The organism is Sphingomonas arantia (assembly GCF_042682045.1).
In the GTDB taxonomy this organism is placed as follows: domain Bacteria; phylum Pseudomonadota; class Alphaproteobacteria; order Sphingomonadales; family Sphingomonadaceae; genus Sphingomonas_R; species Sphingomonas_R arantia.
Genome location: NZ_JBHUGS010000004.1, coordinates 111404 through 137570, shown reverse-complemented (window position 1 = coordinate 137570; position 26167 = coordinate 111404). Strand labels below are relative to the sequence as shown.

The 26167-nt window shown below is 66.3% G+C and carries 25 protein-coding genes; 10 read left to right on the top strand and 15 right to left on the bottom strand.

The genetic code is table 11. The features are described 5' to 3' along the window. Positions 1-100: 100 nt before the first annotated feature. The gene (locus ACFSGX_RS14625; protein ID WP_380931021.1) at positions 101-1198 is read right to left on the bottom strand and encodes a glycosyl transferase; all 1098 of its coding nucleotides are present in this window, start codon (positions 1196-1198) and stop codon (positions 101-103) included. Between the two features lie 370 nt (positions 1199-1568). Here ACFSGX_RS14625 and ACFSGX_RS14620 point away from each other — a divergent pair, with 370 nt between their 5' ends. Continuing rightward, positions 1569-2174: a TIGR02466 family protein gene (locus tag ACFSGX_RS14620; protein ID WP_380931019.1), complete on the top strand. Its 606-nt coding sequence runs from the start codon at positions 1569-1571 to the stop codon at positions 2172-2174. Between the two features lie 364 nt (positions 2175-2538). On the opposite strand, the gene ACFSGX_RS14615 is transcribed toward ACFSGX_RS14620, so the two are convergent. Together ACFSGX_RS14615 and hrpB are read right to left on the bottom strand one after the other, a co-directional pair. Beyond that, complete coding sequence (locus ACFSGX_RS14615; protein WP_157177690.1) at positions 2539-2820, bottom strand: ETC complex I subunit; 282 nt, start codon at positions 2818-2820, stop codon at positions 2539-2541. A gap of 296 nt (positions 2821-3116) precedes the next feature. Then, positions 3117-5672 carry an ATP-dependent helicase HrpB gene (gene hrpB / locus ACFSGX_RS14610; RefSeq protein ID WP_380931017.1) on the bottom strand — a complete coding sequence of 852 codons (2556 nt, stop codon included), beginning with the start codon at positions 5670-5672 and terminating at the stop codon, positions 3117-3119. A 185-nt stretch (positions 5673-5857) separates the two neighbouring features. Between hrpB and ACFSGX_RS14605 the strand changes: the two genes are divergently transcribed. From ACFSGX_RS14605 to ACFSGX_RS14595, 3 genes are all read left to right on the top strand, one after another. Then, positions 5858-6001, top strand: coding sequence for a hypothetical protein (locus ACFSGX_RS14605; protein WP_380931016.1), 144 nt, complete (start codon positions 5858-5860; stop codon positions 5999-6001). Positions 6002-6114: 113 nt separating this feature from the next. Then, positions 6115-6540: a GNAT family N-acetyltransferase gene (locus ACFSGX_RS14600; protein ID WP_380931014.1), complete on the top strand. Its 426-nt coding sequence runs from the start codon at positions 6115-6117 to the stop codon at positions 6538-6540. 43 nt (positions 6541-6583) lie between these two features. Then, entirely contained in the window at positions 6584-7003 is a 420-nt protein-coding gene (locus tag ACFSGX_RS14595) for an acyl-CoA thioesterase (protein WP_380931012.1), read from the top strand. A 120-nt stretch (positions 7004-7123) separates the two neighbouring features. Here ACFSGX_RS14595 and ACFSGX_RS14590 read toward each other — a convergent pair whose 3' ends face one another. Together ACFSGX_RS14590 and ACFSGX_RS14585 are read right to left on the bottom strand one after the other, a co-directional pair. Next, on the bottom strand, positions 7124-8164 hold the full coding sequence (locus ACFSGX_RS14590; protein ID WP_380931010.1) for a hypothetical protein: 1041 nt from the start codon (positions 8162-8164) through the stop codon (positions 7124-7126). A gap of 250 nt (positions 8165-8414) precedes the next feature. After that, the gene (locus ACFSGX_RS14585; RefSeq protein WP_380931008.1) at positions 8415-9428 is read right to left on the bottom strand and encodes a polyprenyl synthetase family protein; all 1014 of its coding nucleotides are present in this window, start codon (positions 9426-9428) and stop codon (positions 8415-8417) included. Between the two features lie 218 nt (positions 9429-9646). Here ACFSGX_RS14585 and ACFSGX_RS14580 point away from each other — a divergent pair, with 218 nt between their 5' ends. After that, positions 9647-10870 (top strand): hypothetical protein, encoded by a 1224-nt coding sequence (locus ACFSGX_RS14580; protein WP_380931007.1) that lies wholly within the window; start codon positions 9647-9649, stop codon positions 10868-10870. A 45-nt stretch (positions 10871-10915) separates the two neighbouring features. Here ACFSGX_RS14580 and ACFSGX_RS14575 read toward each other — a convergent pair whose 3' ends face one another. From ACFSGX_RS14575 to ACFSGX_RS14560, 4 genes are all read right to left on the bottom strand, one after another. After that, on the bottom strand, positions 10916-11977 hold the full coding sequence (locus tag ACFSGX_RS14575) for an NAD(P)-dependent alcohol dehydrogenase (RefSeq protein ID WP_380931006.1): 1062 nt from the start codon (positions 11975-11977) through the stop codon (positions 10916-10918). Positions 11978-12238: 261 nt separating this feature from the next. After that, positions 12239-13606: a sensor histidine kinase gene (locus ACFSGX_RS14570; protein WP_380931157.1), complete on the bottom strand. Its 1368-nt coding sequence runs from the start codon at positions 13604-13606 to the stop codon at positions 12239-12241. A gap of 73 nt (positions 13607-13679) precedes the next feature. Continuing rightward, complete coding sequence (locus ACFSGX_RS14565; RefSeq protein WP_157177124.1) at positions 13680-14345, bottom strand: response regulator transcription factor; 666 nt, start codon at positions 14343-14345, stop codon at positions 13680-13682. A gap of 279 nt (positions 14346-14624) precedes the next feature. Further along, the gene (locus ACFSGX_RS14560; RefSeq protein ID WP_232477371.1) at positions 14625-14930 is read right to left on the bottom strand and encodes a hypothetical protein; all 306 of its coding nucleotides are present in this window, start codon (positions 14928-14930) and stop codon (positions 14625-14627) included. A 79-nt stretch (positions 14931-15009) separates the two neighbouring features. Here ACFSGX_RS14560 and ACFSGX_RS14555 point away from each other — a divergent pair, with 79 nt between their 5' ends. Further along, positions 15010-16791, top strand: a complete 1782-nt coding sequence (locus tag ACFSGX_RS14555; RefSeq protein ID WP_380931003.1) for an ABC-F family ATP-binding cassette domain-containing protein — start codon at positions 15010-15012, stop codon at positions 16789-16791. 151 nt (positions 16792-16942) lie between these two features. Here the strand turns inward: ACFSGX_RS14555 and gstA are convergent, their stop codons facing one another. The 3 genes from gstA to ACFSGX_RS14540 all read right to left on the bottom strand — a co-directional run bounded on the left by gstA (position 16943) and on the right by ACFSGX_RS14540 (position 19411). Beyond that, entirely contained in the window at positions 16943-17536 is a 594-nt protein-coding gene (gstA, locus tag ACFSGX_RS14550) for a glutathione transferase GstA (protein WP_380931002.1), read from the bottom strand. A gap of 201 nt (positions 17537-17737) precedes the next feature. Then, positions 17738-18106, bottom strand: a complete 369-nt coding sequence (locus tag ACFSGX_RS14545; RefSeq protein ID WP_380931000.1) for a hypothetical protein — start codon at positions 18104-18106, stop codon at positions 17738-17740. Positions 18107-18589: 483 nt separating this feature from the next. Next, positions 18590-19411 (bottom strand): ATP-binding protein, encoded by an 822-nt coding sequence (locus tag ACFSGX_RS14540; RefSeq protein ID WP_380930999.1) that lies wholly within the window; start codon positions 19409-19411, stop codon positions 18590-18592. A 129-nt stretch (positions 19412-19540) separates the two neighbouring features. Between ACFSGX_RS14540 and ACFSGX_RS14535 the strand changes: the two genes are divergently transcribed. Genes ACFSGX_RS14535 through ACFSGX_RS14525 form a run of 3 tightly spaced genes read left to right on the top strand, consistent with a single transcriptional unit; the run spans position 19541 to position 20718 of the window. Then, positions 19541-19840, top strand: coding sequence for an SCP2 sterol-binding domain-containing protein (locus ACFSGX_RS14535; protein ID WP_157177119.1), 300 nt, complete (start codon positions 19541-19543; stop codon positions 19838-19840). Between the two features lie 4 nt (positions 19841-19844). Beyond that, the gene (locus ACFSGX_RS14530) at positions 19845-20297 is read left to right on the top strand and encodes a PaaI family thioesterase (RefSeq protein WP_380930996.1); all 453 of its coding nucleotides are present in this window, start codon (positions 19845-19847) and stop codon (positions 20295-20297) included. 34 nt (positions 20298-20331) lie between these two features. Next, a complete protein-coding gene (locus ACFSGX_RS14525) occupies positions 20332-20718 on the top strand; it encodes a PaaI family thioesterase (RefSeq protein WP_380930995.1) in 387 nt (128 codons plus the stop codon). A 109-nt stretch (positions 20719-20827) separates the two neighbouring features. Here the strand turns inward: ACFSGX_RS14525 and ACFSGX_RS14520 are convergent, their stop codons facing one another. The 3 genes from ACFSGX_RS14520 to typA form a co-directional block, all read right to left on the bottom strand. Beyond that, entirely contained in the window at positions 20828-21259 is a 432-nt protein-coding gene (locus ACFSGX_RS14520) for a hypothetical protein (protein WP_380930993.1), read from the bottom strand. Positions 21260-22230: 971 nt separating this feature from the next. Then, the gene (locus ACFSGX_RS14515) at positions 22231-22740 is read right to left on the bottom strand and encodes a GNAT family N-acetyltransferase (protein ID WP_380930991.1); all 510 of its coding nucleotides are present in this window, start codon (positions 22738-22740) and stop codon (positions 22231-22233) included. 70 nt (positions 22741-22810) lie between these two features. Further along, positions 22811-24652 carry a translational GTPase TypA gene (gene typA / locus ACFSGX_RS14510; protein ID WP_380930989.1) on the bottom strand — a complete coding sequence of 614 codons (1842 nt, stop codon included), beginning with the start codon at positions 24650-24652 and terminating at the stop codon, positions 22811-22813. A gap of 299 nt (positions 24653-24951) precedes the next feature. On the opposite strand from typA, the gene ACFSGX_RS14505 reads away from it, so the two are divergent. Next, entirely contained in the window at positions 24952-26166 is a 1215-nt protein-coding gene (locus ACFSGX_RS14505; RefSeq protein ID WP_380930987.1) for a toxic anion resistance protein, read from the top strand. The last annotated feature ends 1 nt before the right edge of the window (position 26167 follow it).

The window sequence follows — 26167 nt, the reverse complement described above, 5'->3', positions numbered from 1 at the left end:
ATTTAAGCCCCTCCCCCTAAGGAGAGGGGCTAAGAAGAAGAGCAACCCCCAAACCCACGTCATCCCGGACTTGATCCGGGATGCCGCTTCTCCCCCAACCCTAACCCCACAACCGATCAGAAACCCCCTCCAGATACCCCGCCGCCCGCTTTGCCGCCCCCGGATCATACAAGGCCTGCAACCGCCCCACATCCAGCCGCCGCGCCTCGGCCACAACCTCCCGCCACCGCGCATTCGACCCCGGCCAGTTCGGTAGTGCCACCGCCGCCCCCACATCGCCCAGCCGCTCCGACTTGCGCAGCTGCTCGTCGAAATAGCGCCACTCCGGCGCGCACAGATAAGGCCGCCCCACCCGCGCGATCTCATGCACCGTGTTATCTCCGGCGGAAGCGATCACCACGTCCGCCGCCGCCAGGTGGTCGGTCACGTCCGCCACCCAGCCCAGTTCGCGCAGGTTCCCGAAATCGGTCTCGTGCCCCTCGCGGTGCACCGGCCCCAGCACCAGCCACAGCGTATCGGGCAGCGCCCGCGCCGCCATCGTCAGCGGCGCATAGGGCGTCCCCGCCCCGCCCCCGCCGGTCAGCACCACGATGATGTCCTGGTGTGGGTCCAGCCCCAGCTTCGCCCGCGCCGCCGCCTTGTCCAACACCGGCGCCAGCGTGGTACACAGCCCGCCGGTGTAGCAGGTCCGCGCCCGCGCCCAGGCCGGATAATCGTCCTGCTCGATCGCCTCGTCATAGGGCGCGAGCATCCCGACGCACGCCTGATACGCCCCCAGATGCCCCGGATCCATCCGGTCGCCGTGCATCCGAACCGTCACCGCCGGCACGCTCGCGATCCGCGCGAGCAGCCCCAGTTCCGCCGACACATCGATCACGAACAGCGTCGGGTCCGCATCGTCCAGATGGTCGATGATCGTCCGCATCGTCCGCCGCGTCTTCTCCACGCCCAGCGGAACACAGTGCATCACGTCCGGCGTCGCCTCCGCGAACAGTTCCGCGGTCGGCACCGGCGCCCCGATCATGTCGGGCAGTTCCACGATCTCGATCGGCCGGTCATACCCGTCGAACAGCGAAGGCTTCGCCGTCATCACCGTCACCCGTCGGTTCGGGCTCATCTCCGAAATGATCGCCCGCGCCCGGTTCGCATGCCCGCGCCCCTGATGGTGGATGAAGAAACTGATCGGCCGCTCGGTCAAAGGATGCCCCCCGTTATGTCCCTCCACCTACCGCATCGCTTGGCGGGGGCGCCAGCGACATCCAAGCCACTCCCCCACCCCGTTCGGTTCGAGCCTGTCGAGAACGCCGCGCCACGTTCCTTTCGAGGAAGTTTGAAGGCCCCCTAAACCCCGTCCATCCCGAGCGAAGTCGAGGAACCCTTCGAGCGCAGTCGAGAAGCCAACAGCACCCCTCGACTACGCTCGGGGAAGGTGCCTCGACTACGCTCGGCATGGACGGGGCTTTGGGGGTAAGGTTCACCCCTAGTCGACAAGCTCGAACAAAACGCAGGAAGGCAAACACAACCAAACCCCTTGCCCCACACCCCCACGCCATGCTTCCAGCTTGGCAATGACCACACGCAGCCTCTTCGCCACGCGCTTTTACGAAGGAGCCCTCGCCGACGACGCCCTCCTCGAGGAGCTCGACCACAGCTGCCGCACGCTGGCGCAGGACGACCGCGCCGGCCGCGCCTGGTGCAAGGCGAAGGGCTATCCCGGCTACACCAGCTACGCCTCGCTCGACGATCTGCCGATGCGCGACCCCGCCTTCGCCGATCTGAAGCGCAAGCTCGACGCCCACGTCCAGCGCTTCGCCCTCGAATCGTTCATGGATCTCGGCGGCCGGAAGCTCAAACTCGACAGCCTCTGGGTCAACGTCCTGAAACCTGCCGGCATGCACAGCGGCCACCTCCATCCGGGCAGCGTCGTGTCCGGCACGGTCTACATCGCCGTCCCGCCCGGCGCCGGCCCGCTCAAGCTGGAGGACCCCCGCCTCCCGATGATGATGGCCGCCCCGCAACGCACCGACGCCGCCCCCGAAGACAGCCAGACCTTCGTCTACGCCCACCCCGCCCCCGGCAGCATCTTCCTCTGGGAAAGCTGGCTCCGCCACGAAGTCGCCCCCGGCACCGCCAAGTCGGAACGGATCAGCGTGAGTTTCAACTACCGGCGTTAATGTTCAACCTTAGAACAGTTCCCCGGCGAAGGCCGGGGCCTAGGTGAAACGCTTCCACCCAGGCCCCGGCCTTCGCCGGGGAACAGAACCTAATTACAAAAAGACCGCCCATCCCGAGCGAAGTCGAGGGACCCTTCAAGCGAAGCCGAGAAGCCGACAGCACCCTGCGAGGTACCGCGGGAAACTTACCTTCGCCTCGCACGCATCAAACAGGCCCCGGGCACAAGAGCCGCAGCCGACAAACAACACAAAACCCCGTTTGGTTCGAGCCTGTCGAGAACCCCGCGCAGAGTTCTCGACAGGCTCGAACCAAACGGGGTTTGAATCTTAGCAGCCGCTGGAACCAGTCCGCAGCCCACAAACCCTACTGAAAATTATCCGAATAAGCCTGCAGCTTCAGCTTCCGCGGCTGCATCGGAATGATCGTCGTCTCCAGCCCGTTCCGCGCCGCATAAGCCTGCGCCGCCTCCAGCGTGGGAAACGTCAGACTGATCTGCCCATTGGTATCGCCAGACCCGGCCCAGCCGGTCAGCGGATCCGGCACCTTGCGCTCGGCGGGCTCATGTTCCAGCACCCACTGCCCGGTCCGCGCCAGGCCCGAAGACATGGCGCTCTTCGCCCGCTGATAGATCCGCGCCTTGCCCATGGTTCGTCCATTCGCCTCTTAGTCCCGAAAGCCATGCCCCGCCCGACGTTTCCCCGTCAAGGGTAGAGGCGCCTCAGGCCACGCTCGGTTCCCCCAAACCGTCATCCCGGCGAAAGCCGGGATGTCCCTCGGGCTAGGGGTAAGCCCAAGCCAGAACGAGATCCCAGCCTCCGCCGGGATGACGATCTAGAAGCAAGGTCCAGCACTTAAACTTGCCCTCAAACCGCTCATGCTGAGTAGCGACCGAGTAGCGCGCAGCGCGTAGCGAGGGCGCGTATCGAAGCACGCCCCAAACCTCACCGCCGAGCATCCGCCCGCTTCGTCCGCAAAGTCGGATCCGCCCCGGCCGGATCCTCCGGCCATGGATGTCGCGGATACCGCCCGCGCATCTCGCGCGCCACCGCGACCCAGCTTCCCGCCCAGAACCCCGGCAGGTCGCGTGTCGTCTGGATCGGCCGCCCGGCCGGCGACGTCAGCCGCAGCACCAACGGCCCCCCCGCCGCCACCGGATGCACCGCCAGCCCGTACAGGGCCTGCACCCGAACCGTCACCGCCGGGCCACCATCGGCGCCATAGTCGATCGCATGCGAGCTCCCCGCCGGTGACCGGAACGCCGCCGGCGCCACCCGGTCGAGCAACTGCGTCCCCGCCCACCCCAACATCGCGGACAAGGCCTGCTCCACCGCACCCCCCGCCAGCGCATCCAGCCGCCGCTTGCCGATCAGCAACCCCGGCAACCAGTCATCCAACGACGCCAGCAAAGAAGCATCATCGACCTCGGGCAACTCCAGAGCCCCACCCGCCCGCGCATACGCCACCCGCGCCTGCAACGCCCGCGCGCCCTCGCTCCACGGCAGCAGGTCCAGCCCATGCGCCCGCACCCCTTCCAGCAAGGCCGCCGCCACAGCCTCCGGATCGCGCGCCTCGTCCGGCCCCGACGTCAGCCGGATCGCCCCCAGCCGCCGCTCGCGCAACGCCGCCACGCCGCCCGTCGCCGGATCGAACGTCACCGTCCGGCGCGTCTCGATCCGCTCGCCGAACAGCGTTTCCACCATCTCCCGATCGATCGCCGCGGCGGACAGGATGCGCGCCCCCGCCGCAACCCCCTGCACCTCGCCGACCGCCAGCCATTCCGCCTGCGCCAGCGGAGACATCGGATCGAGCCGAAACCCCCGCCCCCCGACCGAAGCCCACTCCGCCCCATCCGCCCCCCGCCGCCGCGCCACGCGATCCGGAAACGCCAAGGCGAGACAGGCCCCGACGACATCCATCGCGCCGTCAGAACTTTCACTTCTTACACCCCGCCCATCCCGAGCACCCCCCTCCCGCCCATCCCGAGCGAAGTCGAGGGACCGACCGAGCGCAGCCGAGGGCGCCCCACCCCCACCCCGAGCCCCGCCAACAGCCCCAGCCCACCGCCGCGCCAACCCGCGCGCCGCCTCCGCCCGACCACCACGCTCCCCACGCCAGCGCCGCACCCGCGCCGCCACATCCACATCCGTCCCGCCAAGCCCCCGCTCGCCCAGCAAAACCGCCACCTCCGCCGCCACGGCAGCCCAGCCCCGAGCAGCCGCCACCACCAGCATATGCGCCAGCCGCGGCGGCAGCGGCAGCTTCGCGATCGCCCGCCCGTGCGCCGTCGCCCGCCCGTCCGCATCGACCGCGCCCAGCCCGCGCAACCGCCCGCGCGCCTCCGCCACCGCGGCCACCGGCGGCGCATCCAGCCAGCGCAACCGCGCCGGCTCCAGTTCCCCCCACAACGCGCAGTCCAAGACCAAAGCGGACAAATCCGCCTCCAATATCTCCGGCGGATCGAACCGCGGCAACCCGCCCGTCGCCGCCGCCTCCCACAGTCTGTAAGCTACCCCTGGCCCCTGCCGCGCCGCCCGCCCCGCGCGCTGCGTCGCCGCCGCCTGGCTCACTCGCTCGGTCGATAGCCGCGTCATCCCCGCCGCCCGGTCGTACCGCGGCCGACGCGCCAGCCCGCTGTCCACCACGATCCGGATCCCGTCGAGCGTCAGGCTCGTCTCCGCGATCGCCGTCGCCAGCACTACCTTGCGCACCCCCGCCGCCGCCGGGCCGATCGCCGCCCGCTGCTCGCCCGCATCCAGCGTCCCGTGCAGCTTGTAGACCACCACGTCCGCCGGCAACCGCACCAGCCGCTCCGCTGTCCGCTCGATCTCCGCCACCCCCGGCAGGAACGCCAGCACGCCACCCTCCGCCTCCGCCAGCGCATCGCGGATCACCCCCGCCACCGCATCCTCGACGCGCAACGCCGCGTCCCGCCCGACATGCCGCAGCGTCAGCGGCCAGCTCCGCCCCGCGCTCTCGATCACCGGCGCATCGCCCATCATCGCGGAGAACCGCGCCCCATCCAGCGTCGCCGACATCGCCACCAGCCGCAGGTCCGGCCGCAGCGCCCCCTGCACGTCCAGCGCCAGCGCCAGTCCGAAATCGCTGTCCAGATTGCGCTCGTGAACCTCGTCGAACAGCACGGCCGACACCCCCGCCAGCTCCGGATCGGCCAGGATCCGGTTGCGAAAGATCCCTTCGGTCAGCACCGTCACCCGCGTGGCGGCGGACCGCTTGCTGTCCATCCGCGTGGCATAACCGATCGTCTGCCCCACCGGCTCGCCCGCCAGCATCGCCATCCGCTCCGCCGCCGCGCGCGCCGCCAACCGCCGCGGGCTCAGCAGCAGGATCTCGCCGTCGCACCAGTCCTCGCTCAGCAAAGCCGGCGCCACCGCGGTCGTCTTGCCCGCGCCCGGCGGCGCCACCAGCACCAGCGAAGGCCCCTCCCGCAACGCGGACAGAATATCGGGCAGCACGGCATGGATCGGCAGGTCACTCATCCCCCGACCATAGCCACCCTGCGCCCGCCCCGCCAATCGCACCGGCCGCGCGGCGAAACACCCCGGCCGCCCAAAATCGAGATCGAACTGCTACGATCCCCCCGCCACGAAAGACCGCGCGACCACCGATACTACCACCCGAAACTATCTCGACAATCCGTTCGGGTTCGACGTAGCATTCGTACATGAAGAACCTCACGCCCTTTGCGGTCCTGGTCGTGTTCGGCCTGATCGGCCTGGTCACCGGCAAGTTCGGCCTGTGGTTCCCGTTCGGTCTGGTCGCCGCGGTCCTGGTGGTGGGCTTTCAAAAGGCCCGAACCGACAAATAGCAGCGCCGCCGGCCGCACCCGAAGTCGCGCAGCCTATCACGATCGACCGTCCTCGCACCCGACCTTGCCGCGCGCCGATTGCCCCCGCCCCGCCCGCCGACTATCCCGTGCCGATGGCCCACCGCATCCTCACCCCCGACGCCCCGACCGACGCAGACCGCGACGCGATCCTCGCCCCCTTGCGCGCCTACAACGCCGCCAACGCCCCGGTCACGGAGCATCTGTCGCTCGCCCTCATCGTCGCGGACGAGCATGGCGAAACGATCGGCGGCCTCTGGGGCAAGACCGGCTACGACTGGCTGTTCATCGAATATCTCGTCGTCTCCGACGCCCTCCGCGGCCAGGGCGTCGGCACGCAGCTCATGCTTCGGGCCGAGGCGATCGCGCGCGACCGCGGCTGCATCGGCGTCCGGCTCGACACATTCGATTTCCAGGCGCGCGGTTTCTACGAAAAACTCGGCTACACCGTCTTCGGCACGATCGCCGATCACCCGGTCGGCGGCGCCCGCCATTTCCTCCTTAAACGGCTAAGCGATTGATCCGGCCGCAAGACACCCATCGCCGCCGCCCCGCCAACCTGCTATGACTGACATCGTGACCAGTACAGCCATCCCGCACAGCTTTCCCATCGGCATCGATCCCGCCGACATCGATTTCATGGGGCATGTCAACAATGCCAGCTACCTGAAATGGGTGCAGGCCGCGGTGATCAGCCATTGGCAAAGGCTCGCCCCCGCCGATGCGGTCGCCAGCCACCTCTGGGTCGCGCTGAAGCACGAGATCACCTACCGCAAACCCGCTTTCCTGAATGACGAGGTGATCGCCACCGTCCTCCTCGAAAAGGTCCAGGGTGCGCGCGCCTTCTACGAAACGATCATCCGCCGCGGCGAGGATGTGCTGGCCGAGGTCCGCTCCAGCTGGTGCTGCCTCGACGCCGAAACGCTCCGCCCCGCGCGGCTGACCGAAAGCGTCATCGAACATTTCTACCCGCCACGCGACTGACCGCGCGGCGCGGGGGGACGCGATGCCCCGCCCCGCGGTTCGCCCCGATGAGCGGAGCCGACCCGGTTCCGGCCGCGTGCCGTCAGTCCGTTGAACGGCCGGCGGCCGCAGGACGAAACCTCACCCCAAGGCTTCTTCGGTCTCGATCCTGTCAAGCGCCCCATCCGGGCATTCCCCGGAACTCGCCCCAGCCGGCTGGACCATATCCTCGGCCTCCTCCATCCGCACCCCGCCCGGCGGGTGCAGCGCCTGCGTCGGCGCACCCAGCACCGCCATCCGCGCGCGGATACTCGCCGACAGGAACGGCGACGCATTCGCCAGGAACCGCCGCGGCGTCGTCCCCAGGAACGCATTCGCATCGCGCAGATAATGCGACATGTCGAAATAGCTCGGGTCCAGCCGCCGGCTGTCAGCGATGTCCCCACCCGCGAACAACCGCACGAACGACCGCAGGAACCGCGCCCGGCGCAGCAGCAGCTTCGGCGGCATCCCGAAATAGCTCCGTGACAGGCGGCGCAACTGCGCCTCGGGCACCGCCATCTCCCGGGCGATCTGCGCCACGTCGATCTCGCGGTCCGTCGTCGCCAGCGCGGTCAGCCGCGCGATCAGCGGCATGTGCCCGCCCTTCGCCCCGTTCGGCATCGGCCGCAACAACGTCGGCAGCTGCGCATCGAGCAACGGTTTCACCCCGCGATCGTCGGGCAACGCCGCGATCTGCCGGGCCAGCGCCTCCACCGCCGCGGGGTTCAGCACCGTGTCGGCCGGCACGATCCGGTTGTGGACGCGGATCGCAGGCGTCTCCGTCATCCGCGCCCATCCGGTCGCGCTGATGCCGATCCCCACCATCGTCCCGCCGTGTGTCGTGACGTGCAGCGCGCGCGTCGTCGGCCCGATGACCGCGATCTTCGGCAACGGATCGAACAGGTGGTTGCCGATCTTCGCGGTCACCCGCCCCGCCTCGATGAAGAGGCACAGCATCACCGGCGCCGGCAGGAAGCAGTCGGACAGCGCATCCGGACTGTCGGCATGATAGACGGTGTAGCCGGTGATGCAGTCCGCTAGCGTATCCGCCGGCCGATCGTACCGCATCGCCATCCCCGCCGGCATTGCAAACGCCGCGTCGGCGACCCCCGCCGCCGCGGTCCCCCCCAATACCCGCATAACCTGAAGCCGACCCCCGCTCGCCCCTTGGGCAAACTGATAACTGACTTAGATGTATGCCGCCAGCATCGTCATGCCGCGGATTGTGTCATTTTTGACATAGAACGACACCAAAACGCTTGAAATCAGTGCAATTCTTGCGCCCGGTTTGTCACATTGGGCCCCAAGGGTTCCCCGGCGCAGGCCGGGGCCTGGGTGAAACCGCCGCGTCCAGGCCCCGGCCTGCGCCGGGGAACTGACGCGCGTGCCCTCAGTAAGCTCGCGCAATGGCAAACTCGACCGCCTCGACCAGCGCCGCCCGCGCCGGACCACTCCCGATCCCCGACAACGCATCGATCGCCCGCTGACCATAATGCCGCGCCCGCGCGACCGTGTCCGCGATGGCGTGGGTATCCTGCAGCAGACGCGTCGCGTGCGCCAGGTCCGCGTCCGACGCCCGCCGCCCCTCCATCGCATCGCGCCAGAACTTGCGGTCCTCGGTCGTGCCGCGCGCAAACGCCAGGATCACCGGCAACGTCACCTTCCCGTCACGGAAGTCGTCGCCCGTGTCCTTGCCCATCACCGCCGCGTCCGACGCATAGTCCATCGCATCGTCGACCAGCTGGAACGCGATCCCCAGATACCGCCCGTAATTGTCCAGCGCCGCCTCGGTCGCCGCATCGCGCTCCGCCACCACCGCCGCGATCCGGCACGCCGCCGCGAACAGCGCCGCCGTCTTGGCGTCGATAATCTTGAGATACTGCGCCTCGGCGGTCTCGACCCGGCGCTGGGCCGACAGCTGCTCGACCTCGCCCTCCGCGATCACCGCGCTCGCATGACTCAGGATCTTGAGCACGCGCAGCGAGCCGTCCTCGACCATCAGCTCGAACCCCCGGCTCAGCAGGAAGTCACCCACCAGCACGCTCGGCCCGTTGCCCCAGATCATGTTCGCGGTGCGCTTGCCGCGCCGCTGGCCCGACCCGTCGACCACGTCGTCGTGCAGCAGCGTGGCCGTGTGGATGAACTCCACCGCCGCGGCCAGCATGTGATGCCGCGTGCCCGGATATTCGAGCAACCGCGCGCACGCCAGCGTCAGCATCGGCCGCATCCGCTTGCCCCCGCCCGCGATCAGATGCCCCGCAAGCTCCGGGATCAGCGGCACCTGCGACTGCATCCGGTCCAGGATCACCCGGTTCACCGCGTGCATGTCCTGCGAAACCAGCGCCATCAGCGCATCGAGGCTCGGCGGCCGGCCTTGCCGGATCGGGATCAAGGTCGCTGTCATGGACCCCAAGTGGCCTCCGTTCCTTACAAGCGCAAGGCCGCTTGGCAGCCGGAACCACGACATGCGCGACCAGCAGGACGACCGACGGGCTCCGCCACGGCCGATCGGCCCAACGCCGTCCGCAATCATTACCGGCTTGCAAATGATTGGGGAGAATGAAAACATCCCGGCCGACGCGCGCCGGCAACCGGCGTTTCGCGCGTCCCCCTGGGGGTGTCATGCCGATCATAGCGACCATCACGCTTGCGCTCCTGCTCGGTGCGCCGGCGGAACAGCCCCGGCCCGGCGATCGGGCACCCGCCGCCGCCGAACTCCCGACACCGCCTGCTGAGCTCCCGGCCCCGCCCGCTGAACTCATCGTCACCGGCCGGCGGCTGGCGGACGCCCACGCCGCGTGCGTCCGCGGCGAATGCACGCCGCTGCGCGACGCCCGCGTGTCGATCGCGCTGGCCGAGGAACAGTTTCGCGGCGGTGCCTATCTCGATGCCAAGCACCTCCTTGCCGCTGCCGTCGCGCGCAACCGACGCCACGCGGCGACTGATCCGAAACCCGTTGCCGCGCTGTACGAAGCCTATGCGACGGTCGCCCGCCACGACGGCGATCTCAGGATCTTCCGCACCGCCGTTCGCGGACAGGTCGAAACCCTGCGCGAAAATCTGCCGCCCGACGACCCGGCGGTGCTGGAGAGCGAAACCGCACTCGGCGACATGTGGATCACGGTCGGCGAATATGGTCAGGCCGACAAGGTGTTCGCCGCGATCGAACGGCGGCAGGCCGATGCCGGAAACGACCGCGCCGCGATGAAAGCCTCGATCAATCGGATCTGGCTGGCCGCCGCGCGGGGGCAGGACGACCGCGCCACCGCGATGCTGGCTGCGCTGGAGGTCCGCCCGGCCGCGGCCGATCCAACGATCCGCCCCGCTTTACGCGTCCTGCGGCTGCGGCTGGTCGCCCGCGGCACCGACGACGGCCAGGTCGACCGCCTGATCGCCGACCTCGCGCGCGAACCCATGACACGACCCGCGCTCATCTCCGGGCCGCCTTATGCCCCGACCGCCGGTGCGGCCGCCGAGAACGCCGCGCGCCGGTTCAGCGACGTGAATATGAGCGCGTCCTTGTCATCAGAGGTCGGCCGCATAAACTGGACGGATATCGGCTTCTGGATTGATCCCGATGGCCGGACGCGCGACGCGGAAATCCTGCGCGGATCGCCGTCGCGCGGCTGGATCCCGCCCGTCCTCACGCAGATCGCAGGCCGTCGCTACACGACCTTCGTCGGGACGCCGGCTTACCGGGTCGAACGCTTCACCCTCCGCGCCAAATACGGAACGCCGAAGGACAGCAACATCCGCCGTCGCACGGGGGCCACGTGGCTCGAATCGCTCGACCTCACGGACCCGACGACTGCCGGCGCTGCGCCACCGCCACCGCCGGCCCCGTGAACGACGGGCGTGCAGGCATCGCGAACGCCTGCACGCCCGCCATGATCAGGCCGTCATCGTCGCCATGTCGATGACGAAGCGGTAGCGCACGTCGCTCTTCACCATCCGCTCGTACGCCGTCTCGATCTCGTCCATCCGGATCATCTCGATATCCGCGGTCAAGCCGTGCGCCTTGCAGAAATCGAGCATCTCCTGCGTCTCGGCGATCCCGCCGATCAGCGACCCGGCGATCGACTTGCGGCCGAACACCAGCAACCCGACCGAAGGCGACGGATGCGGTTCGGCCGGCACGCCGACCAGCGTCATCGTCCCGTCGCGCTTCAGCAGCATCAGCAACGCGTCAAGGTCGTGCGGCGCCGCCACCGTGTTCAGGATGAAGTCGAACGTGCCCGCATGTTCCGCCATCTGGTCCGCATCGCGCGACACGATCAGCCCGGTCGCACCCAGCCGGATCGCATCGTCGCGCTTGTTCGCCGACGTGCTGATGACATGCACTTCCGCACCCATCGCCGCGGCGATCTTCACGCCCATATGGCCCAGCCCGCCAAGCCCGACGATCGCGACCTTCTGCCCCGGTCCGACATTCCAGTGGCGCAGCGGCGAGTAGGTGGTGATGCCCGCACAGAGCAGCGGCGCGACCGCGGCCAGATCGCCCTCGTCGTGCGTGACCTTCAGCACGAAGCCTTCGTCGACGACGATATGGTCGCTGTATCCGCCAAGCGTATGACCGCCCATCACCGGGTCCGGTCCGTTATAGGTGCCGACGAACCCGGTCGTCTCGCAATATTGCTCCTCGCCGCCGTCGCACGATGCACAGTGGCCGCAGCTGCCGACCATGCAGCCGACGCCGGCGATGTCGCCGACCGCGAACTTCGTCACATCCGAACCGACCGCCGTCACCTTGCCGACGATCTCATGCCCCGGCACGCACGGGTACAACGTGCCCTCCCACTCGCCGCGCGCGGTGTGCAGATCCGAATGGCACACGCCGCAGAACAGGATGTCGACCGCCACGTCCTTGGCGCCCGGATCGCGCCGTTCGAAGCTGAACGGGGCCAGCGCCGAACCGGCGGCGTGTGCGGCATAGCCGTGCGTATGGGTCGTCATGCAAATTCCTCGGGCGAGTTGAATACCGACCGGTACATTGTGCGCCGCAACACGGAGCGCAACCATCGGGAAGTACGGCATTTGACCGACCCCACCAAAATCCCTTGGGTTCGAACCTGTCGAGAACGCCCGCCGCCACCACAAAACCCCGCCCCGTTTGGTTCGAGCCTGTCGAGAACAGCGCGCTGAGTTCTCGACAGGCTCGAACCAAACGGGGTTGCGGGCAGTCGTGACTCAATCAAACCCGCCCCCAAACGGGCCTCAAGCCACCGCCGGCAACCGCAACCGCGCCAGCAGCCCGCCCAGATCCTCGCTCTCCTCCAGCGCGACCGTCCCCTCGTAGATCTCCACCACGTCGCGCACAATCGCCAGGCCTAACCCCGTCCCCGGCTTCCCCGTATCGAGCCGCGCCCCGCGCTCGAACAGCAGGTTACGCTCCGCCTCCGGGATGCCCGGCCCGTCGTCCTCGACCATGATCTCGACGAACCCCGCCTCGCGCACCACGGTCACGAACACGCGGCCCTGCCCGTATTTCGCGGCATTCTCGATCAGGTTGCCCAGCATCTCCTCCAGGTCCTGATGCTCGACATGCGCCACCGCGGTCTTGTCGCCGTCCAGGTCGATCGTGACGTGGCGGTACAGCCGGCTCACCGCGCGCTCGACGGCCTTCAGTGCGGTCCAGACCTCCGCCCGACTCTGCGCCGACCCACGCCGGCCCACCGCCCGCGCGCGCGCCAGGTGATGGTCCACCTGACGCCGCATCGTCGTTGCCTCGCGGATCACGGTCGCGACCAGATCGGGCGACTGCGCCGTCGCCTCGTTCATGATCACCGTCAGCGGCGTCTTCAGCGCATGCGCCAGGTTCCCCGCGTGGCGCCGCGCCTCCTCCGCCTGCCGCTCGTTATGCGCCAGCAGGTCGTTCAGCTCCTCGACCATCGGCGCGATCTCGATCGGCAGGCGGTCGTCGACCCGCGCGATCGCCCCGGTCCGTACCATCGCGATCGATCGCCTGACCCGGCGCAGCGGCCACAGCCCGAATGTCGCCTGCAACGCCGCCATCACGACCAGCCCGAGGCCCAGGAGCAGGAACGACCGCAGGATCGTCTTGCGCAGCACCGCGATCTGCTCGTCCAGCCCGGATCGCGACTGCGCCACCTGGAACCGCCACAGCGCCTTCGACCCCGGCAACGTCACGTTGCGTTCCAGGATGCGCAGCGTATCGTCGCGGAATTCGCGGCTGTCATAAGCGTGCAGCCCCTCCGGATCGACATGGTCCGGGATCGCCAGCTGCCGGTCCCACAACGACCGCGACGGGAACGGCTTCACCCCCGGCGCCGACACCTGCCAGTACAGTCCGCTATTGGGTTCCAGAAACCGCTGGTCGCCCAGCGGCCGGTTGAAATGCACCTCGCCCGCCGGGTCGATCTCCGACGATGCGATCATCGCCTGCATCACATATTCCAGCTGCGCGTCGAACGTCCGGGTGATCGCCGACCCCAGCAACCGGTCGAGCGCGATCCCGCCGCCGAGCAGCAGCACCGCGATCCAGATCGCCGCGATGCCGATCATCCGCCGCGTCAGCGATCCGGTCGCGCGGCGCGTATCGACGATATGGTCGTCCACCCGCATTCGCCGCCCGAACAGCACGCCGATTCCGTTCGTGGCGGTCCGCCACCACGGGTCGCGCACCGCCGGTGCGTCGTCAGCCATCCGTATCTTCCAGGCTGTACCCCAGGCCACGGATCGTGGTGATCACGTCGGGGCCCAGCTTCTTGCGGATCCGCGTCACGAACACTTCGATCGTGTTCGAATCGCGGTCGAAATCCTGGTCGTAGATATGCTCGATCAACTCGGTCCGGCTCACCACCTTGCCCTTGTGGTGCAGCAGGTAGCTCAGCAGCTTATATTCCTGCGCGGTCATCTTCACCGGCTCGCCCGCCAGCGTCACCTTGCCGCTGCGCGTGTCGAGCCGCACGTCGCCCGCGGTCAGCTCGGACGATGCGTTGCCCGATGCCCGCCGGATCAGCGCGCGCAACCGGGCGATCAGCTCCTCCGTCTGGAACGGCTTGGCCAGATAATCGTCGGCGCCCGCGTCGAGGCCCGCCACCTTGTCGGACCAGCTGTCGCGCGCGGTCAGCACCAGCACGGGGAAATCCTTCCCCTCCTTGCGCCACCGGTCGAGCACCGTCAGCCCATCGACCCCCGGCAGGCCCAGGTCGAGCACGACCGCGTCATACGCCTCGCTCGCCCCCAGGAAATGCCCGTCCTCGCCGTCCGTCGCCAGGTCGATCGCATAGCCGGCCCCCTCCAGCGTCGCCCGCAATTGCCGACCCAGATTGGGTTCGTCCTCGACGATCAATACACGCATGCTCAGGGCCTCCATCGCTTCAGGGAACCGCTCCACACCAAAGCGGGGGGAAGATCAAGTCGGGGTGGGTCTACGCCGCGTTCCAGACACCCCGTGCAGGGACCGAGACCTTACTTAAGCCCCTCTCCTTCAGGGGAGGGGTTGGGGTGGGGGCAACAGCACCACCCCTACAACGTTGTTGGCTTGAAGAGCTTAGCCCTACCCCAACCCATGTTCGATCTCTGGCAGGTTTCACCTGTCGGAGATCGAAACTCCTGAAGGAGAGGGGCTAAGAACAGCTCACTCCCCACTCCGCCCGATCACCGCACCCGTGCGCCCATCCACATCCACCCACACCACGGACCCGCCGCGCATGAACTTCAGCCGGTACGTCGCGGTCCGCGCATCGAATTCCGGCCCAAGATACCGCGCGCCCACCATCCGCGGGATCACCCGTTCCTCGATCTCGCGCAGCGACTTGATCTGCCCCGAACGCCGCGCTTCCGCCGCCGCATCCTGGTCGCGATAACGCTGCGTCTGCCCCGCAGCCGGCGCGACGAGATGAACCACCAAAACGGCGGACAGGATTGCACTCTTCATATTCATGACGACGTGGCATAGGGCGGCCGCATTGAACAGGCCGTGAATATTCCGCGTCCTTCCTATTTCCGGTGATTGTTGCACGATGTCCGCACCCATTCTCGCTTATGAAGATCTCGGCCTTGTCCAGGGCCATGGCTGGCTGTTCCGCAACCTCGACATCTATGTCGGCCCGCGCGACCGGCTGGCGCTCATCGGCCGCAACGGCGCGGGCAAGACCACGCTCCTGAAACTGCTCGGCAACCGCATCGATTGCGACGAGGGCCGCCGCACGATCGTCCCCGGCAGCCGCGTCGTCCTGCTTGAACAAGAACCCGCCATGACCGGGTTCGCGACGCTGCGCGACTACGCCATGTCCGCCGCGCCCGGCGAGGCCGAACCCGCCGTCCACGAAGTCGAATCGATCGCCGACCAGATCGGCATCGACCTGGACCGCGAAGCCGCCACGGCCTCCGGGGGCGAGCGCCGCCGCGCCGCCATCGCCCGTGCGCTCGCCATGGACCCGGACGTCCTGCTGCTCGACGAGCCGACCAACCATCTCGATATCGCCGCGATCGATTGGCTCGAACAATGGTTGAACCGCTTCAACGGCGCGTTCGTCGCGATCAGCCATGACCGAACCTTCCTCACCCGCCTGACCAAGCAGACGCTCTGGCTGGATCGCGGTGGCATCCGCCGGGCGGAAATCGGCTTCGGCGGGTTCGAGGCGTGGACCGAGCGCGTCCATGACGAGGAACAGCGCAACGCCGAACGGCTCGATGCCAAGCTCAAGATCGAAGAGCATTGGATGCTGCGCGGCGTCACCGCGCGCCGCCGCCGCAACCAGGGCCGCCTGACGAAGCTCGTCGAGATGCGCGCCACCCGCAAGGCGATGCTCGGGCCGCAGGGCACCGCCCGGCTCAGCATCGGCACCGACGACGTCCGCACCAAGACGGTCATCGACGCCGAACATGTGACGAAGACCTATAACGGCCGCACGATCATCAAGGATTTCAGCTTCCGCGTCACCCGCGGCGACCGCATCGGCCTGGTCGGCGCGAACGGCGCGGGCAAGTCGACGCTGCTCAAACTGCTCACCGGCGAGGTCGAACCCGACGAGGGCCGCGTGAAGCTCGCCAAAACGCTCGACGCCGTCGTGATCGATCAGCAGCGCAGCCTCATGGCCCCCGACAAACGCGTCCGCGACGTGCTGGCCGACGGCGGCGACTGGATCGACGTGCAGGGCGTCCGCAAGCACATCCACGGCTACCTCAAGGAATTCCTGTTCGACCCGTCGATGACCGAGGCACGCGTTTCGACGCTCTCCGGCGGCGAACGCTCGCGCCTCCTGCTCGCCCGCGAATTCGCCCGGCGCTCGAACCTGTTGGTGCTCGACGAGCCGACCAACGACCTCGACCTCGAAACGCTCGATCTGTTGCAGGAGGTGATCGCGGACTATGACGGCACCGTCCTGATCGTCAGCCACGACCGCGACTTCCTCGACCGCACCGTGACCGTCACGCTCGGCCTCGACGGCAGCGGCCATGTCGACATCGTCGCCGGCGGCTACGAAGACTGGGAACGCCAGCGCGCGCCCAAGCGCGAACCGAAAAAGGCGAGCAGCAAGCCGGTTGCCGAGGCTCCGAAGGTCGCCAAGAAACTCACCTACAAGGACCAGCGCGACCTCGATCTGCTCCCCAAGGAGATCGAGAAGCTCGAAGCCACCATCAAGCGCGACGAAGCCCTCCTCGCCGACCCCGCCCTCTACGTCCGCGACCCCAAGAAATTCGACACCCTGATGGCCTCGATCGCCGCCACCCGCACCAAGAAGGAAGCCGCCGAACAACGCTGGCTCGAACTCGCCGAACAGTCCGAAAACCTGAGCTAACCGCGTCACGGGTGGAACAGAAAGCCCCCTCTCCTTCAGGGGAGGGGGTTGGGGGTGGGGGCAACCTCTTCACCAATAAAACAGTGATGGCGAAACCGTAGCCCCCACCACAACCCCTCCCCTGAAGGAGAGGGGCGAAGGTAAAAAAACCCTAAACCAACCCCTCCTCACGCATAGCCTGCTGCACCGAATCCCGCGCCCCAAGCCGGTTGAAATGCGCCATCACCTGCGGCGGCAGTTCGATATCGAACTTGTTCACCGCCCAGTTCATCGTCACGAACAGATAGCAATCCGCCACCGTGAACATGTCCCCCGCGACATACGCATTCTCTGTCAGCATCGTTTCGATCAACGCGTACCGCTTTGTCAGCATCTTGCGCGCCTCGTCACGCTCCAGCTCGCTGGCGTTCGGGTTGAAGAACGGCTTGAAGTTCTTGTGCAGCTCGCCCGCGATATAGGACGTCGCCTCAATCACGCGGTACCGCCCGATCCCATCCGCCGGCATCAGCGTTCCGGACGTGTCCGCGATCCAGTTCAGGATCGCCATATTCTCGGTCAGCACGGTCCCGTCGTCCAGCGCGATCGCCGGCACATATCCCTTCGGATTGACCGCCAGATAATCCGCCCCGTCCTCGGTCGTCTTCGCCTTCAGGTCGACCTTGACCAGCTCATAATCCATCCCCGCCTCGATCAACGCGATATGATCGGCCATCGCACAGGTCGCCGGCGTATAATAAAGCTTCATCGCAATCTCCTATGGTAGGCGGCGGTCGCCCCTCGCCATCGTAACGCCGCCAACCCGCCCACGATCCGCTCGCAATCCGATCAAACCATGAGCGCGGCGCAAATCCGCCTGCCTGACCAATACCCCCAATCGGAAGTCAGTCCGCAAACGTCACTCGAATGTCCGAGATTGGTGGAAAACGGAACGTCCGCTTGCAGCATCTCAAACGCTGATTTGAGCAGCAAAGCCGATGCTGATCAGGAGCCGGTAGAGCGCATAAACACCAAGCACTCCGACCGCTAACATGGCCGGGCAGCCCCACTTCCGGATCGGTGTGCCGAAGCGGTCGCCGTGAGGGTCGTGCTCAGCCCAGAACTCCTCATCACCACCCTCTTCTTCAACTGCGTGGACTACGCCCTTTTCCTTCCGCGCGATGACAATCGTGCCGGAACCGAACGCCCACTCTTCATTTGGGGGAGCGTCACCCAGAACACGATAGCGATCACCTCCAAGCCATTCGGCTTTAACGGGTCGAGATACGTGTGTGCCCTCGTTAAGCAATGGGACGAGGATTTCTACGACGCGCGTCATGCGCTCACCGTCTCATAGGCGCTGAACGTCCGCAATTGGGCGTTAGCGGACTGGCCGCTTTCGGACGTCCGCTTCACTGGTCCGGAATGTCTCATTGTGGTGGAAAGCGGTCGTTCACGGACGATAGAACGTGCTACCCTTATTAGGCGTCAAGAGAAGCTGGTGTATGCGGATACGCCAAGCGTCTTCGATCGACATGATCGGCATGTCACTGTTCCAAATCGAAGCGGACACGCCGACGGTGAACTCCTGCTCTAGGCGGCGAAGCACCTTCTTAGCAGCTTCCGCTTGCGTGGCTGCGTAAGCGTGACGGGTTGTATAAAACCCCTTCATCCCCGCCGGGAGATGTGGGTCGCGACCATGTACCATGAACCGAAAGAAGGGCATCGATGCCGAGTAGGCCCTGAGGTGAGTGACTGCAATTGGGCGTTACCGGACGTTCGACCTCCGCTCCCCGCCCCCCGCCACCGCCCACGAAAAACCCTAAACCCCCCGCCCGGCCCGTCCCGCCAACTCCACCACGTACTGCCAGGCCACCCGCCCGGACCGCCCCCCGCGCATCGTCGCCCACGCCACCGCCTCGCCCGCATCGAACGCCAACCCCAGCCGCTCGGCATAGCCCGCCACCATCGCCAGATACATGGCCTGGTCCGCCACATGGAACCCCAGGCTCAGCCCGAACCGGTCGGCCAGCGCCAGCCGGTCGTCCACCACGTCGCGCGCGTTCACGGCGGCGTCCTGCTCGGCCATGTCGCGCGGCACGATATGCCGGCGGTTCGCCGTCACATACACACGCACATTGTCCGGTCGCGCCTCCGCCCCGCCCTCCAGCAACGACCGCAGCAGCCTGGGCGCGCCCAGATCGGCGTCGAACCCCAGATCGTCGACGAACAGCACGAATGCGCGTCCCGCCCCCGCCAGCCGGTCGAACAACGCCGGCAACGTCGCGATCCTGTCCCCCGCCACCTCGACCAGCGCGATGTCCAGCCCGTCCGCCTGCAAAGCCCCGACGCTCGCCTTCACCACCGCCGACTTGCCCGATCCGCGCGCGCCCCACAGCAGCACGTCGTGCGCCGCATGGCCCTCCGCCAGCCGCCGGCCATTCTCGACCAGCGCCGCCTTCTGCGCGTCGATCCCGACCAGCGCCCCCAACGGCAACGGCGCGAACGCCCGCGCTGCGACCAGCGCGCCCGCCCGCCAGACATAGGCCGGGTGCGCCGCCGCATCCGCCGACACGGGCGGGGCCGGAGCCAGCCGCTCCAGCGCCGCCGCGATCCGCTCCACCGCGCTCGTCTCGATCTCCATCCGTCGCTCCCGTCCGCCGTGCCCGAACGCCGCCTACACCACGCGACCGATCGCACCATCCCTAACCACACCGCTTGACGTGCGCGTCAAGCCGGCTATCGCGGTGCCGCTATCTCAAGGGAGCCCATCATGACCAAGTCCGACATGGCCGCCAAGTTCGCATCCGCCGACGCGTTCGTCGCCGGCAAGAAGGTGAAGATCGATTTCGGCCCCGAAGGCGTCATCATGCTCGACGGCGTCGACCGTCAGGTGACCGAATCCGACGGCGACGCCGACTCCACCGTGAAGGTGTCGTGGGAAGATTGGCAGGCGCTCGCCGGCGGCACGCTCAATCCGATGACCGCATTCATGTCGGGCAAGCTAAAGGTCGAAGGCGACATGTCCGTCGCGATGCAGCTCCAGAGCGTGCTCGGCAAGATCGGCGGCTGATCCCGTGGCGGACCGCGCCGATCTGGTCGCCGGTACGGCGTTCGATCCGGCGCGGTTCGCACGGCTCCTGTCCGGTCTCGGCCACAACGCGCTGCTCGGCCTCGGCTACGCCGCGCACGGCCCGGACTGGATGGAGCTGCATCTGCCCTACGCCGACAGACTGGTCGGCGATCCGGACACGGGCGTGATCGCCTCCGGGCCGATCGTGTCGCTGATGGACATGGCGACCAGCATGGCGGTGTGGACGCGCGTCGCGAACTTCGTGCCGCTCGCCACGCTCGACCTGCGCGTCGACTATCTCCGCCCCGCGGTCCCCGGCCGCACCGTCACCGGCCACGGCGAATGCTACCGCCTCACCCGCCGCATCGCCTTCGTCCGCGGCCAGGCCCACGACGGCGACCCCGCCGACCCGATCGCCCACGTCGCCGGCACCTTCATGTTCACCGACGCCGCATGATGGCGCCGCGCCCCCGCGCCCCCGGACCGGCCGCATGACCACGCTCCCGCCCTACGCGCAGCTGCTCGGCCTCACGATCGAGCCGGACGACGCCGCCGACCGCCCCCCGCGGCTAGTCATGCCCCCCGCAGACCACCTCGCCGGCCGCCCCGGCTTCCTCCACGGCGGCGCCCTCTCCGGCCTGCTAGAAATGGCCGCCATCCTCGCCGCCCGCCACACCTTCGGCGACGAGAGCGTCGCCATCAAACCCATCGGCATGACGGTCGACTTCCTCCGCGGCGCCCGCTTCGCCCCCACCTACGCCCGCGGCCACCTCGTCCGAAACGGCGCCCGCATCGCCGCCGTCACCGTCGAAGCCTGGCAAGACGACGAAACCAAACCCGTCACGACGGCTCGCATGAACCTGTCGCTCACGCGGTGATGGGCGGACTCGTCGCATCGATCGCCATGCTCAACATCAGCCATGGCCCCCAATACAGCAGCGCAAACAGTTTTACTGATTCTAATAAAATACTGGTTATTTGATATAATCAGAATGGCACATCATCATCTAGATCAGAGTCAAACGGGCTTGCCGATTTTGGCCTTTGATTTTCCAAATCATCTAATGCCGTCAACAAAGTATCTAGATGCTCTTCAATTTTAAGTGACTGTTGTTCGGCTAATTCCCGTAGGCTAGACATTATATGCCAATAGCTCTGCATATCGTTCGAAGGCGGTTTAATGTTTAGATTACCATCATTAAACGATTGAATGAAATTATCATTTCGCCATACTTCTATAATTTCAAATGGGGTACCTTCATGGTTTGTATTACTTAAAACTATCTGCATATCACCAAGACGGGCTTCCAGCCTGTTACCCTCATATTCATTTCTATTCCAATCCAAAATCCGAGCTGTTGTTAATCGATGAAGACGAATAACGAGCTCAGCTTGCTTTCGTTGAATTTCATCCATCATGATTGCCTTTGTTCTAAGTGCTGCATAACCCGTTGCATTAGATCCAGGTGCCTTCGAATCAACGAACTTATGGCCGACTTACTCGGCATCTGACGTTGAGGGTCATTAAGGCTTCGCTCGACTACGGTACATTGCTTGTCGATTTGGGACACCATTCGATCTACCTCGCCCCCAAGTTCACGGTCCGCATCAATGAGGTTTGGCAATAATCGGATCATTGCGCGCCGCGCGTCCTCGTAGGTTTCTGCGACATCACGCCAACCGTTGTTGGCAAGATGTCGGCGTGTCGACATTAGTGCTACTCTAGCTTCAGTCGCATCATTTGCAGCGTCATAGTGTACGATCCGAAGGCGGAATCCCTCGACGGCCACGCGCGCCGCCTCTGCCGCGGTTTCAAGTTTGCGCAGACGACGTAGCGCTACCCCAAACCCGCCGAGGGTTATCGCAAATCCTATTATGCCAAGGATAAATCCGAGAGCTGAGATTGTTGGATCGTTACCGGGGGCAGTAAGCCAACTCCATGCGTCTCCAATCATTTATTAGTCCCAACAGATTCCGACTAAATATATCTTCGGGCTAGGTAGCACGGCAACCCTTTTTCACTACAAACTATTGCGGAGAATATTCGTTAAGCCGCAGTGCCACGCCTAGCGCCTGACTCGCCGGATTCACCACAGGCCCGAAGTTTCCTAACAAGCCACATGGAACGGCCACTTTTTTGCAGCGGGATTGGTCGCATTCCAGTCAAAAAGCCGGACTGAAAAGGAACCGCCGAAACCGAGCCATATGCGTGGCTGAAAAATGAGATCCTCGGTCAACTCGAACCAGTAAATCTTAACCGAAACATTGCTACTTTATCACAGAGAGCTCGACCCGACGACAGTTATAAATGGAGAAAGACAGTCCGCTTCATAAAATCTTCCGACGTTTGGCTTAGGAATTTCTGAGCGAACTTGGTAGCCTCCGATCGGTCATAACACCCGACCCATCAGATCATCCTCATCCGCATGGTTCCCCACCATGAACGTGTACCGCCCCACCCGCACGAACCCGTTGCGCTCGTAGAACCGCCGCGCGCGGTGGTTGTCGACGTAGACCGACAGCACCACCGCCGCCGCCCCCCGCGTCGCCGCGGTCGCCATCGCGCGGTCGAGCAAGGCCTGCCCCGCCCCGCTCCCCTGCGCATCGGCCAGCAGGTACAGCTGCCGCAACTCCAGCGCCGCCCCCTCGACCTCGACAGGCAAGGTCAAAGGCCCAGCCTTCGCATACCCCACGATCCGCCCGTCGTGCTCGGCGATGTGGAACACCAGCGCAGGATCCGCCAGCTCCGCCGCCCAGCGCTCCGGCCCGAACTGCCCCAAGAACGCCGCCAGATCCTCCGCCGCATAAAGATGCCCGAACGTCGCGACGAAGCTCGTCTCGAACAGCGCCGCGATCGCCGTCGCGTCCGCCGGCCCACCCAACCGATAGTCCATGGCCATCACCCCAAAACAAAAGGGGCCGCCGTTCCGCATGGAACGACGACCCCTTTCGAGAACAAGATCCGAAGGATCAGGCCGCCTTGGACCGCGACGCGCGCTTGCGCTCGTTCGGGTCTAGGTGGCGCTTGCGCAGCCGGATCGACTTCGGCGTCACTTCGACCATCTCGTCGTCGTCGATGTAGGCGATCGCCTGCTCCAGCGTCGCGCGCTTGGGCGGGCTCAGCCGGACCTGGTCGTCCTTGCCGCCGCTTGCGCGGAAGTTGGTCAGCGCCTTGGTCTTCATCGGGTTGACCTCGAGGTCGTCCGTCTTGGCGTTCTCGCCGACGATCATGCCCTCGTACAGCTGCTCGCCGTGGCCGATGAACAGGATGCCGCGCTCCTCGAGCGGACCCAGCGCATAGTTGTTCGCTTCGCCCGTACCGTTGGAGATCAACACGCCGTTCTTGCGGCCCTCGATCGTGCCCTTGTGCGGCCCGTACTTCTCGAACAGCCGGTTCATGATGCCCGTGCCGCGCGTGTCGGACAGGAATTCACCGTGATAGCCGATCATCCCGCGCGACGGTGCGGAGAAGGTGATGCGCGTCTTGCCGCCGGTCGACGGCCGCATGTCGGTCATCTCCGCCTTGCGCAGGTTCATCTTCTCGACGACCGTGCCGGAATGCTCGTCGTCCACGTCGATGATGACGGTCTCGTACGGCTCGGTCTTGTTGCCATGCTCGTCCTCGCCGAACAGCACGCGCGGGCGCGAAATGCCCAGCTCGAACCCTTCGCGGCGCATCGTCTCGATCAGCACGCCCAGCTGCAACTCGCCGCGGCCAGCGACTTCGAAGCTGTCCTTGTCGGATGCTTCGACGACCTTGACCGCCACATTGCTCTCGGCTTCGCGCATCAGGCGGTCACGGATCATCCGCGACGTCACCTTGGTGCCCTCACGCCCCGCCATCGGCGAATCGTTGACGGCGAACCGCATCGACAGCGTGGGCGGATCGATCGGCTGCGCGTGCAGCGGCTCGGACACCGTGATGTCGGCGATCGTGTCGGCCACGGTCGCGATCGACAGGCCGGCCAGCGAGATGATGTCGCCTGCCTTGGCCTCGTCGACCGGCACGCGCTCCAGCCCGCGGTAGGACATGATCTTGGACGCGCGGCCCGTCTCGACGATCTTGCCGTCGTTGTTTAGCGCGTGGATCGGCTGGTTGATCTTGATCGTGCCGCTGTTGACGCGACCCGTCAGCACGCGGCCGAGGAAGTTGTCGCGGTCGAGCAGCGTGACGAGGAACGTGAACGGCACGTCCTCCACTTCCACCTTGGGCGCCGGCACATGCTTCACGATCGTCTCGAACATCGGGATCAGCGTGCCTTCGCGCGCGTCCATGTCGGTCGATGCGTAGCCGTTGCGGCCCGATGCATAGAGCACCGGGAAATCGAGCTGCTCGTCGTTGGCGTCGAGCGAGACGAACAGGTCGAACACCTCGTCCAGCACTTCCTGGATGCGCGCGTCCGAACGGTCGACCTTGTTCACGACCACGATCGGCTTCAGGCCGAGCGCCAGCGCCTTGCCCGTCACGAACTTGGTCTGCGGCATCGCGCCTTCGGAGGAATCGACCAGCAGGACGACGCCGTCGACCATGCTCAGGATGCGCTCCACCTCGCCGCCGAAATCGGCGTGGCCGGGCGTGTCGACGATGTTGATGCGGATGCTCTCGCTGGCACCCGGCGGGGTCCAGTCGACGGAGGTCGGCTTGGCCAGGATCGTGATGCCACGCTCCTTTTCCAGGTCGTTGCTGTCCATCGCGCGCTCTTCGATGCGCTGGTTGTCGCGGAAGGTGCCGGACTGGCGGAACAGCTGGTCGACCAGCGTGGTCTTGCCATGATCGACGTGCGCGATGATGGCCACGTTGCGGAGGCTCATGGATTATCCTGAAAACGAGAAATGATCGGGGCGGCGCATAGCCGAAAAGCGCCGCAGCGCAAAGGTGTGTTGTTTCGGACAAGATATAAAGCCTTCCACTCCAACGGAACGGCCCTTCTTACCCCCTCCCTTTCAAGGGAGGGGCCGGGGGTGGGTGCAACCTCTTCCCACAAGATGCCCACGCAGCCGAAACAAACGCCCAGAACCCCCCAACACCGTATTACCCAAGCATCACACTTGATCCGCCCCACCAACACGTCCATCCTGCCCCCAGGCCCATCGATAAGGACAGGCACGACATGGCGACGGCAGGCTCCCCCGATGCGATCCGCGGCGCGGAACCCGATCTGGTGCTGCAACCCCCGCCTCCCGTCCGCGCGGTCACCGCTGAACGCGCCGTGGGCCTGGTGCCGCTCGACGACACGCAACGCGGCCAGCTGAACGAGAAGGTCGACGGCTTCGTCGCCAAACTCGTCGCCGCCGACGCCAACAGCCCGGAATTCGGCGCGCAGGTCGACGCCATAACCAACATGGGCCGGCGCGAGATCGCCGAGGCCGCCGGCCAGTCCAACCGCTTCCTCGACCGCCCGGTCCGCGCGATGGACAAGGACGGATCGGTCGGCACCGACCTGGCCGAACTGCGCCGCACGATCGAGGATCTTGATCCCGGCCGCCACGCCATGGCCCCGCGCAAGCTGTTCGGCCTGATCCCGTTCGGCAACAGCATGAAGAACTATTTCGACGGCTACAAAAGCGCGCAGACCCACATCGCCGCGATCCTCGCCCGCCTCGCCTCCGGCAAGGATGAGCTGCTCAAGGACAATGCCGCGATCGACGTCGAGCGCCAGACGCTCTGGGCCGCGATGGGCCGGCTGGAACAGATGATCCACATCTCCCGCGCGCTCGACGCCCGGCTGGAAGATACCGCCGCGGAGCTGGAGATCAGCGACCCCGCCAAGGCCAAGGCGATCAAGGAAACCGCGCTGTTCTACGTCCGCCAGCGCAGCACCGACCTGCTGACCCAGATGGCGGTCACGGTGCAGGGCTATCTCGCGCTCGATCTGGTGAAGAAGAACAATGTCGAGCTGGTGAAGGGCGTCGACCGCGCGTCGACCACCACGGTCGCCGCGCTCCGCACCGCGGTGACGGTGGCGCAGGCGATGACCGCGCAGAAGCTGGTGCTGGGGCAGATCACCGCGCTCAACACCACCACCGCCAACATCATCGACAGCACGGGCGAACTGCTCCGCACCCAGACGGCGACGATCCATCAACAGGCCGCCGCCTCCACCATCCCGCTCGAAACGCTCAAGCGCGCGTTCCAGAACATCTACACCACGATGGACACGATCGACGCGTTCAAGGTGCAGGCGCTGTCCTCGATGAAACAGACCGTCGATGTCCTGACCGACGAGGTCGACAAATCCCGCGGGTACATCGCGCGGGCGGAAGGTGCCCAGACCGCGATCGCGGGCGCCTCGACCACCCCCGACCCGTTCCGCCTGGATCGCTGAC

Coding starts and splice junctions, on each gene's coding strand:
- ACFSGX_RS14620 (WP_380931019.1), top strand. CDS start 1,569: ATGACCACACGCAGCCTCTTCGCCACGCGCTTTTACGAAGGAGCCCTC.
- ACFSGX_RS14615 (WP_157177690.1), bottom strand. CDS start 2,820: ATGGGCAAGGCGCGGATCTATCAGCGGGCGAAGAGCGCCATGTCTTCG.
- hrpB (WP_380931017.1), bottom strand. CDS start 5,672: ATGAGTGACCTGCCGATCCATGCCGTGCTGCCCGATATTCTGTCCGCG.
- ACFSGX_RS14605 (WP_380931016.1), top strand. CDS start 5,858: ATGAAGAACCTCACGCCCTTTGCGGTCCTGGTCGTGTTCGGCCTGATC.
- ACFSGX_RS14600 (WP_380931014.1), top strand. CDS start 6,115: ATGGCCCACCGCATCCTCACCCCCGACGCCCCGACCGACGCAGACCGC.
- ACFSGX_RS14595 (WP_380931012.1), top strand. CDS start 6,584: ATGACTGACATCGTGACCAGTACAGCCATCCCGCACAGCTTTCCCATC.
- ACFSGX_RS14590 (WP_380931010.1), bottom strand. CDS start 8,164: ATGCGGGTATTGGGGGGGACCGCGGCGGCGGGGGTCGCCGACGCGGCG.
- ACFSGX_RS14585 (WP_380931008.1), bottom strand. CDS start 9,428: ATGACAGCGACCTTGATCCCGATCCGGCAAGGCCGGCCGCCGAGCCTC.
- ACFSGX_RS14580 (WP_380931007.1), top strand. CDS start 9,647: ATGCCGATCATAGCGACCATCACGCTTGCGCTCCTGCTCGGTGCGCCG.
- ACFSGX_RS14575 (WP_380931006.1), bottom strand. CDS start 11,977: ATGACGACCCATACGCACGGCTATGCCGCACACGCCGCCGGTTCGGCG.
- ACFSGX_RS14570 (WP_380931157.1), bottom strand. CDS start 13,606: ATGCGGGTGGACGACCATATCGTCGATACGCGCCGCGCGACCGGATCG.
- ACFSGX_RS14565 (WP_157177124.1), bottom strand. CDS start 14,345: ATGCGTGTATTGATCGTCGAGGACGAACCCAATCTGGGTCGGCAATTG.
- ACFSGX_RS14560 (WP_232477371.1), bottom strand. CDS start 14,930: ATGAATATGAAGAGTGCAATCCTGTCCGCCGTTTTGGTGGTTCATCTC.
- ACFSGX_RS14555 (WP_380931003.1), top strand. CDS start 15,010: ATGTCCGCACCCATTCTCGCTTATGAAGATCTCGGCCTTGTCCAGGGC.
- gstA (WP_380931002.1), bottom strand. CDS start 17,536: ATGAAGCTTTATTATACGCCGGCGACCTGTGCGATGGCCGATCATATC.
- ACFSGX_RS14545 (WP_380931000.1), bottom strand. CDS start 18,106: ATGACGCGCGTCGTAGAAATCCTCGTCCCATTGCTTAACGAGGGCACA.
- ACFSGX_RS14540 (WP_380930999.1), bottom strand. CDS start 19,411: ATGGAGATCGAGACGAGCGCGGTGGAGCGGATCGCGGCGGCGCTGGAG.
- ACFSGX_RS14535 (WP_157177119.1), top strand. CDS start 19,541: ATGACCAAGTCCGACATGGCCGCCAAGTTCGCATCCGCCGACGCGTTC.
- ACFSGX_RS14525 (WP_380930995.1), top strand. CDS start 20,332: ATGACCACGCTCCCGCCCTACGCGCAGCTGCTCGGCCTCACGATCGAG.
- ACFSGX_RS14520 (WP_380930993.1), bottom strand. CDS start 21,259: ATGATGGATGAAATTCAACGAAAGCAAGCTGAGCTCGTTATTCGTCTT.
- ACFSGX_RS14515 (WP_380930991.1), bottom strand. CDS start 22,740: ATGGCCATGGACTATCGGTTGGGTGGGCCGGCGGACGCGACGGCGATC.
- typA (WP_380930989.1), bottom strand. CDS start 24,652: ATGAGCCTCCGCAACGTGGCCATCATCGCGCACGTCGATCATGGCAAG.
- ACFSGX_RS14505 (WP_380930987.1), top strand. CDS start 24,952: ATGGCGACGGCAGGCTCCCCCGATGCGATCCGCGGCGCGGAACCCGAT.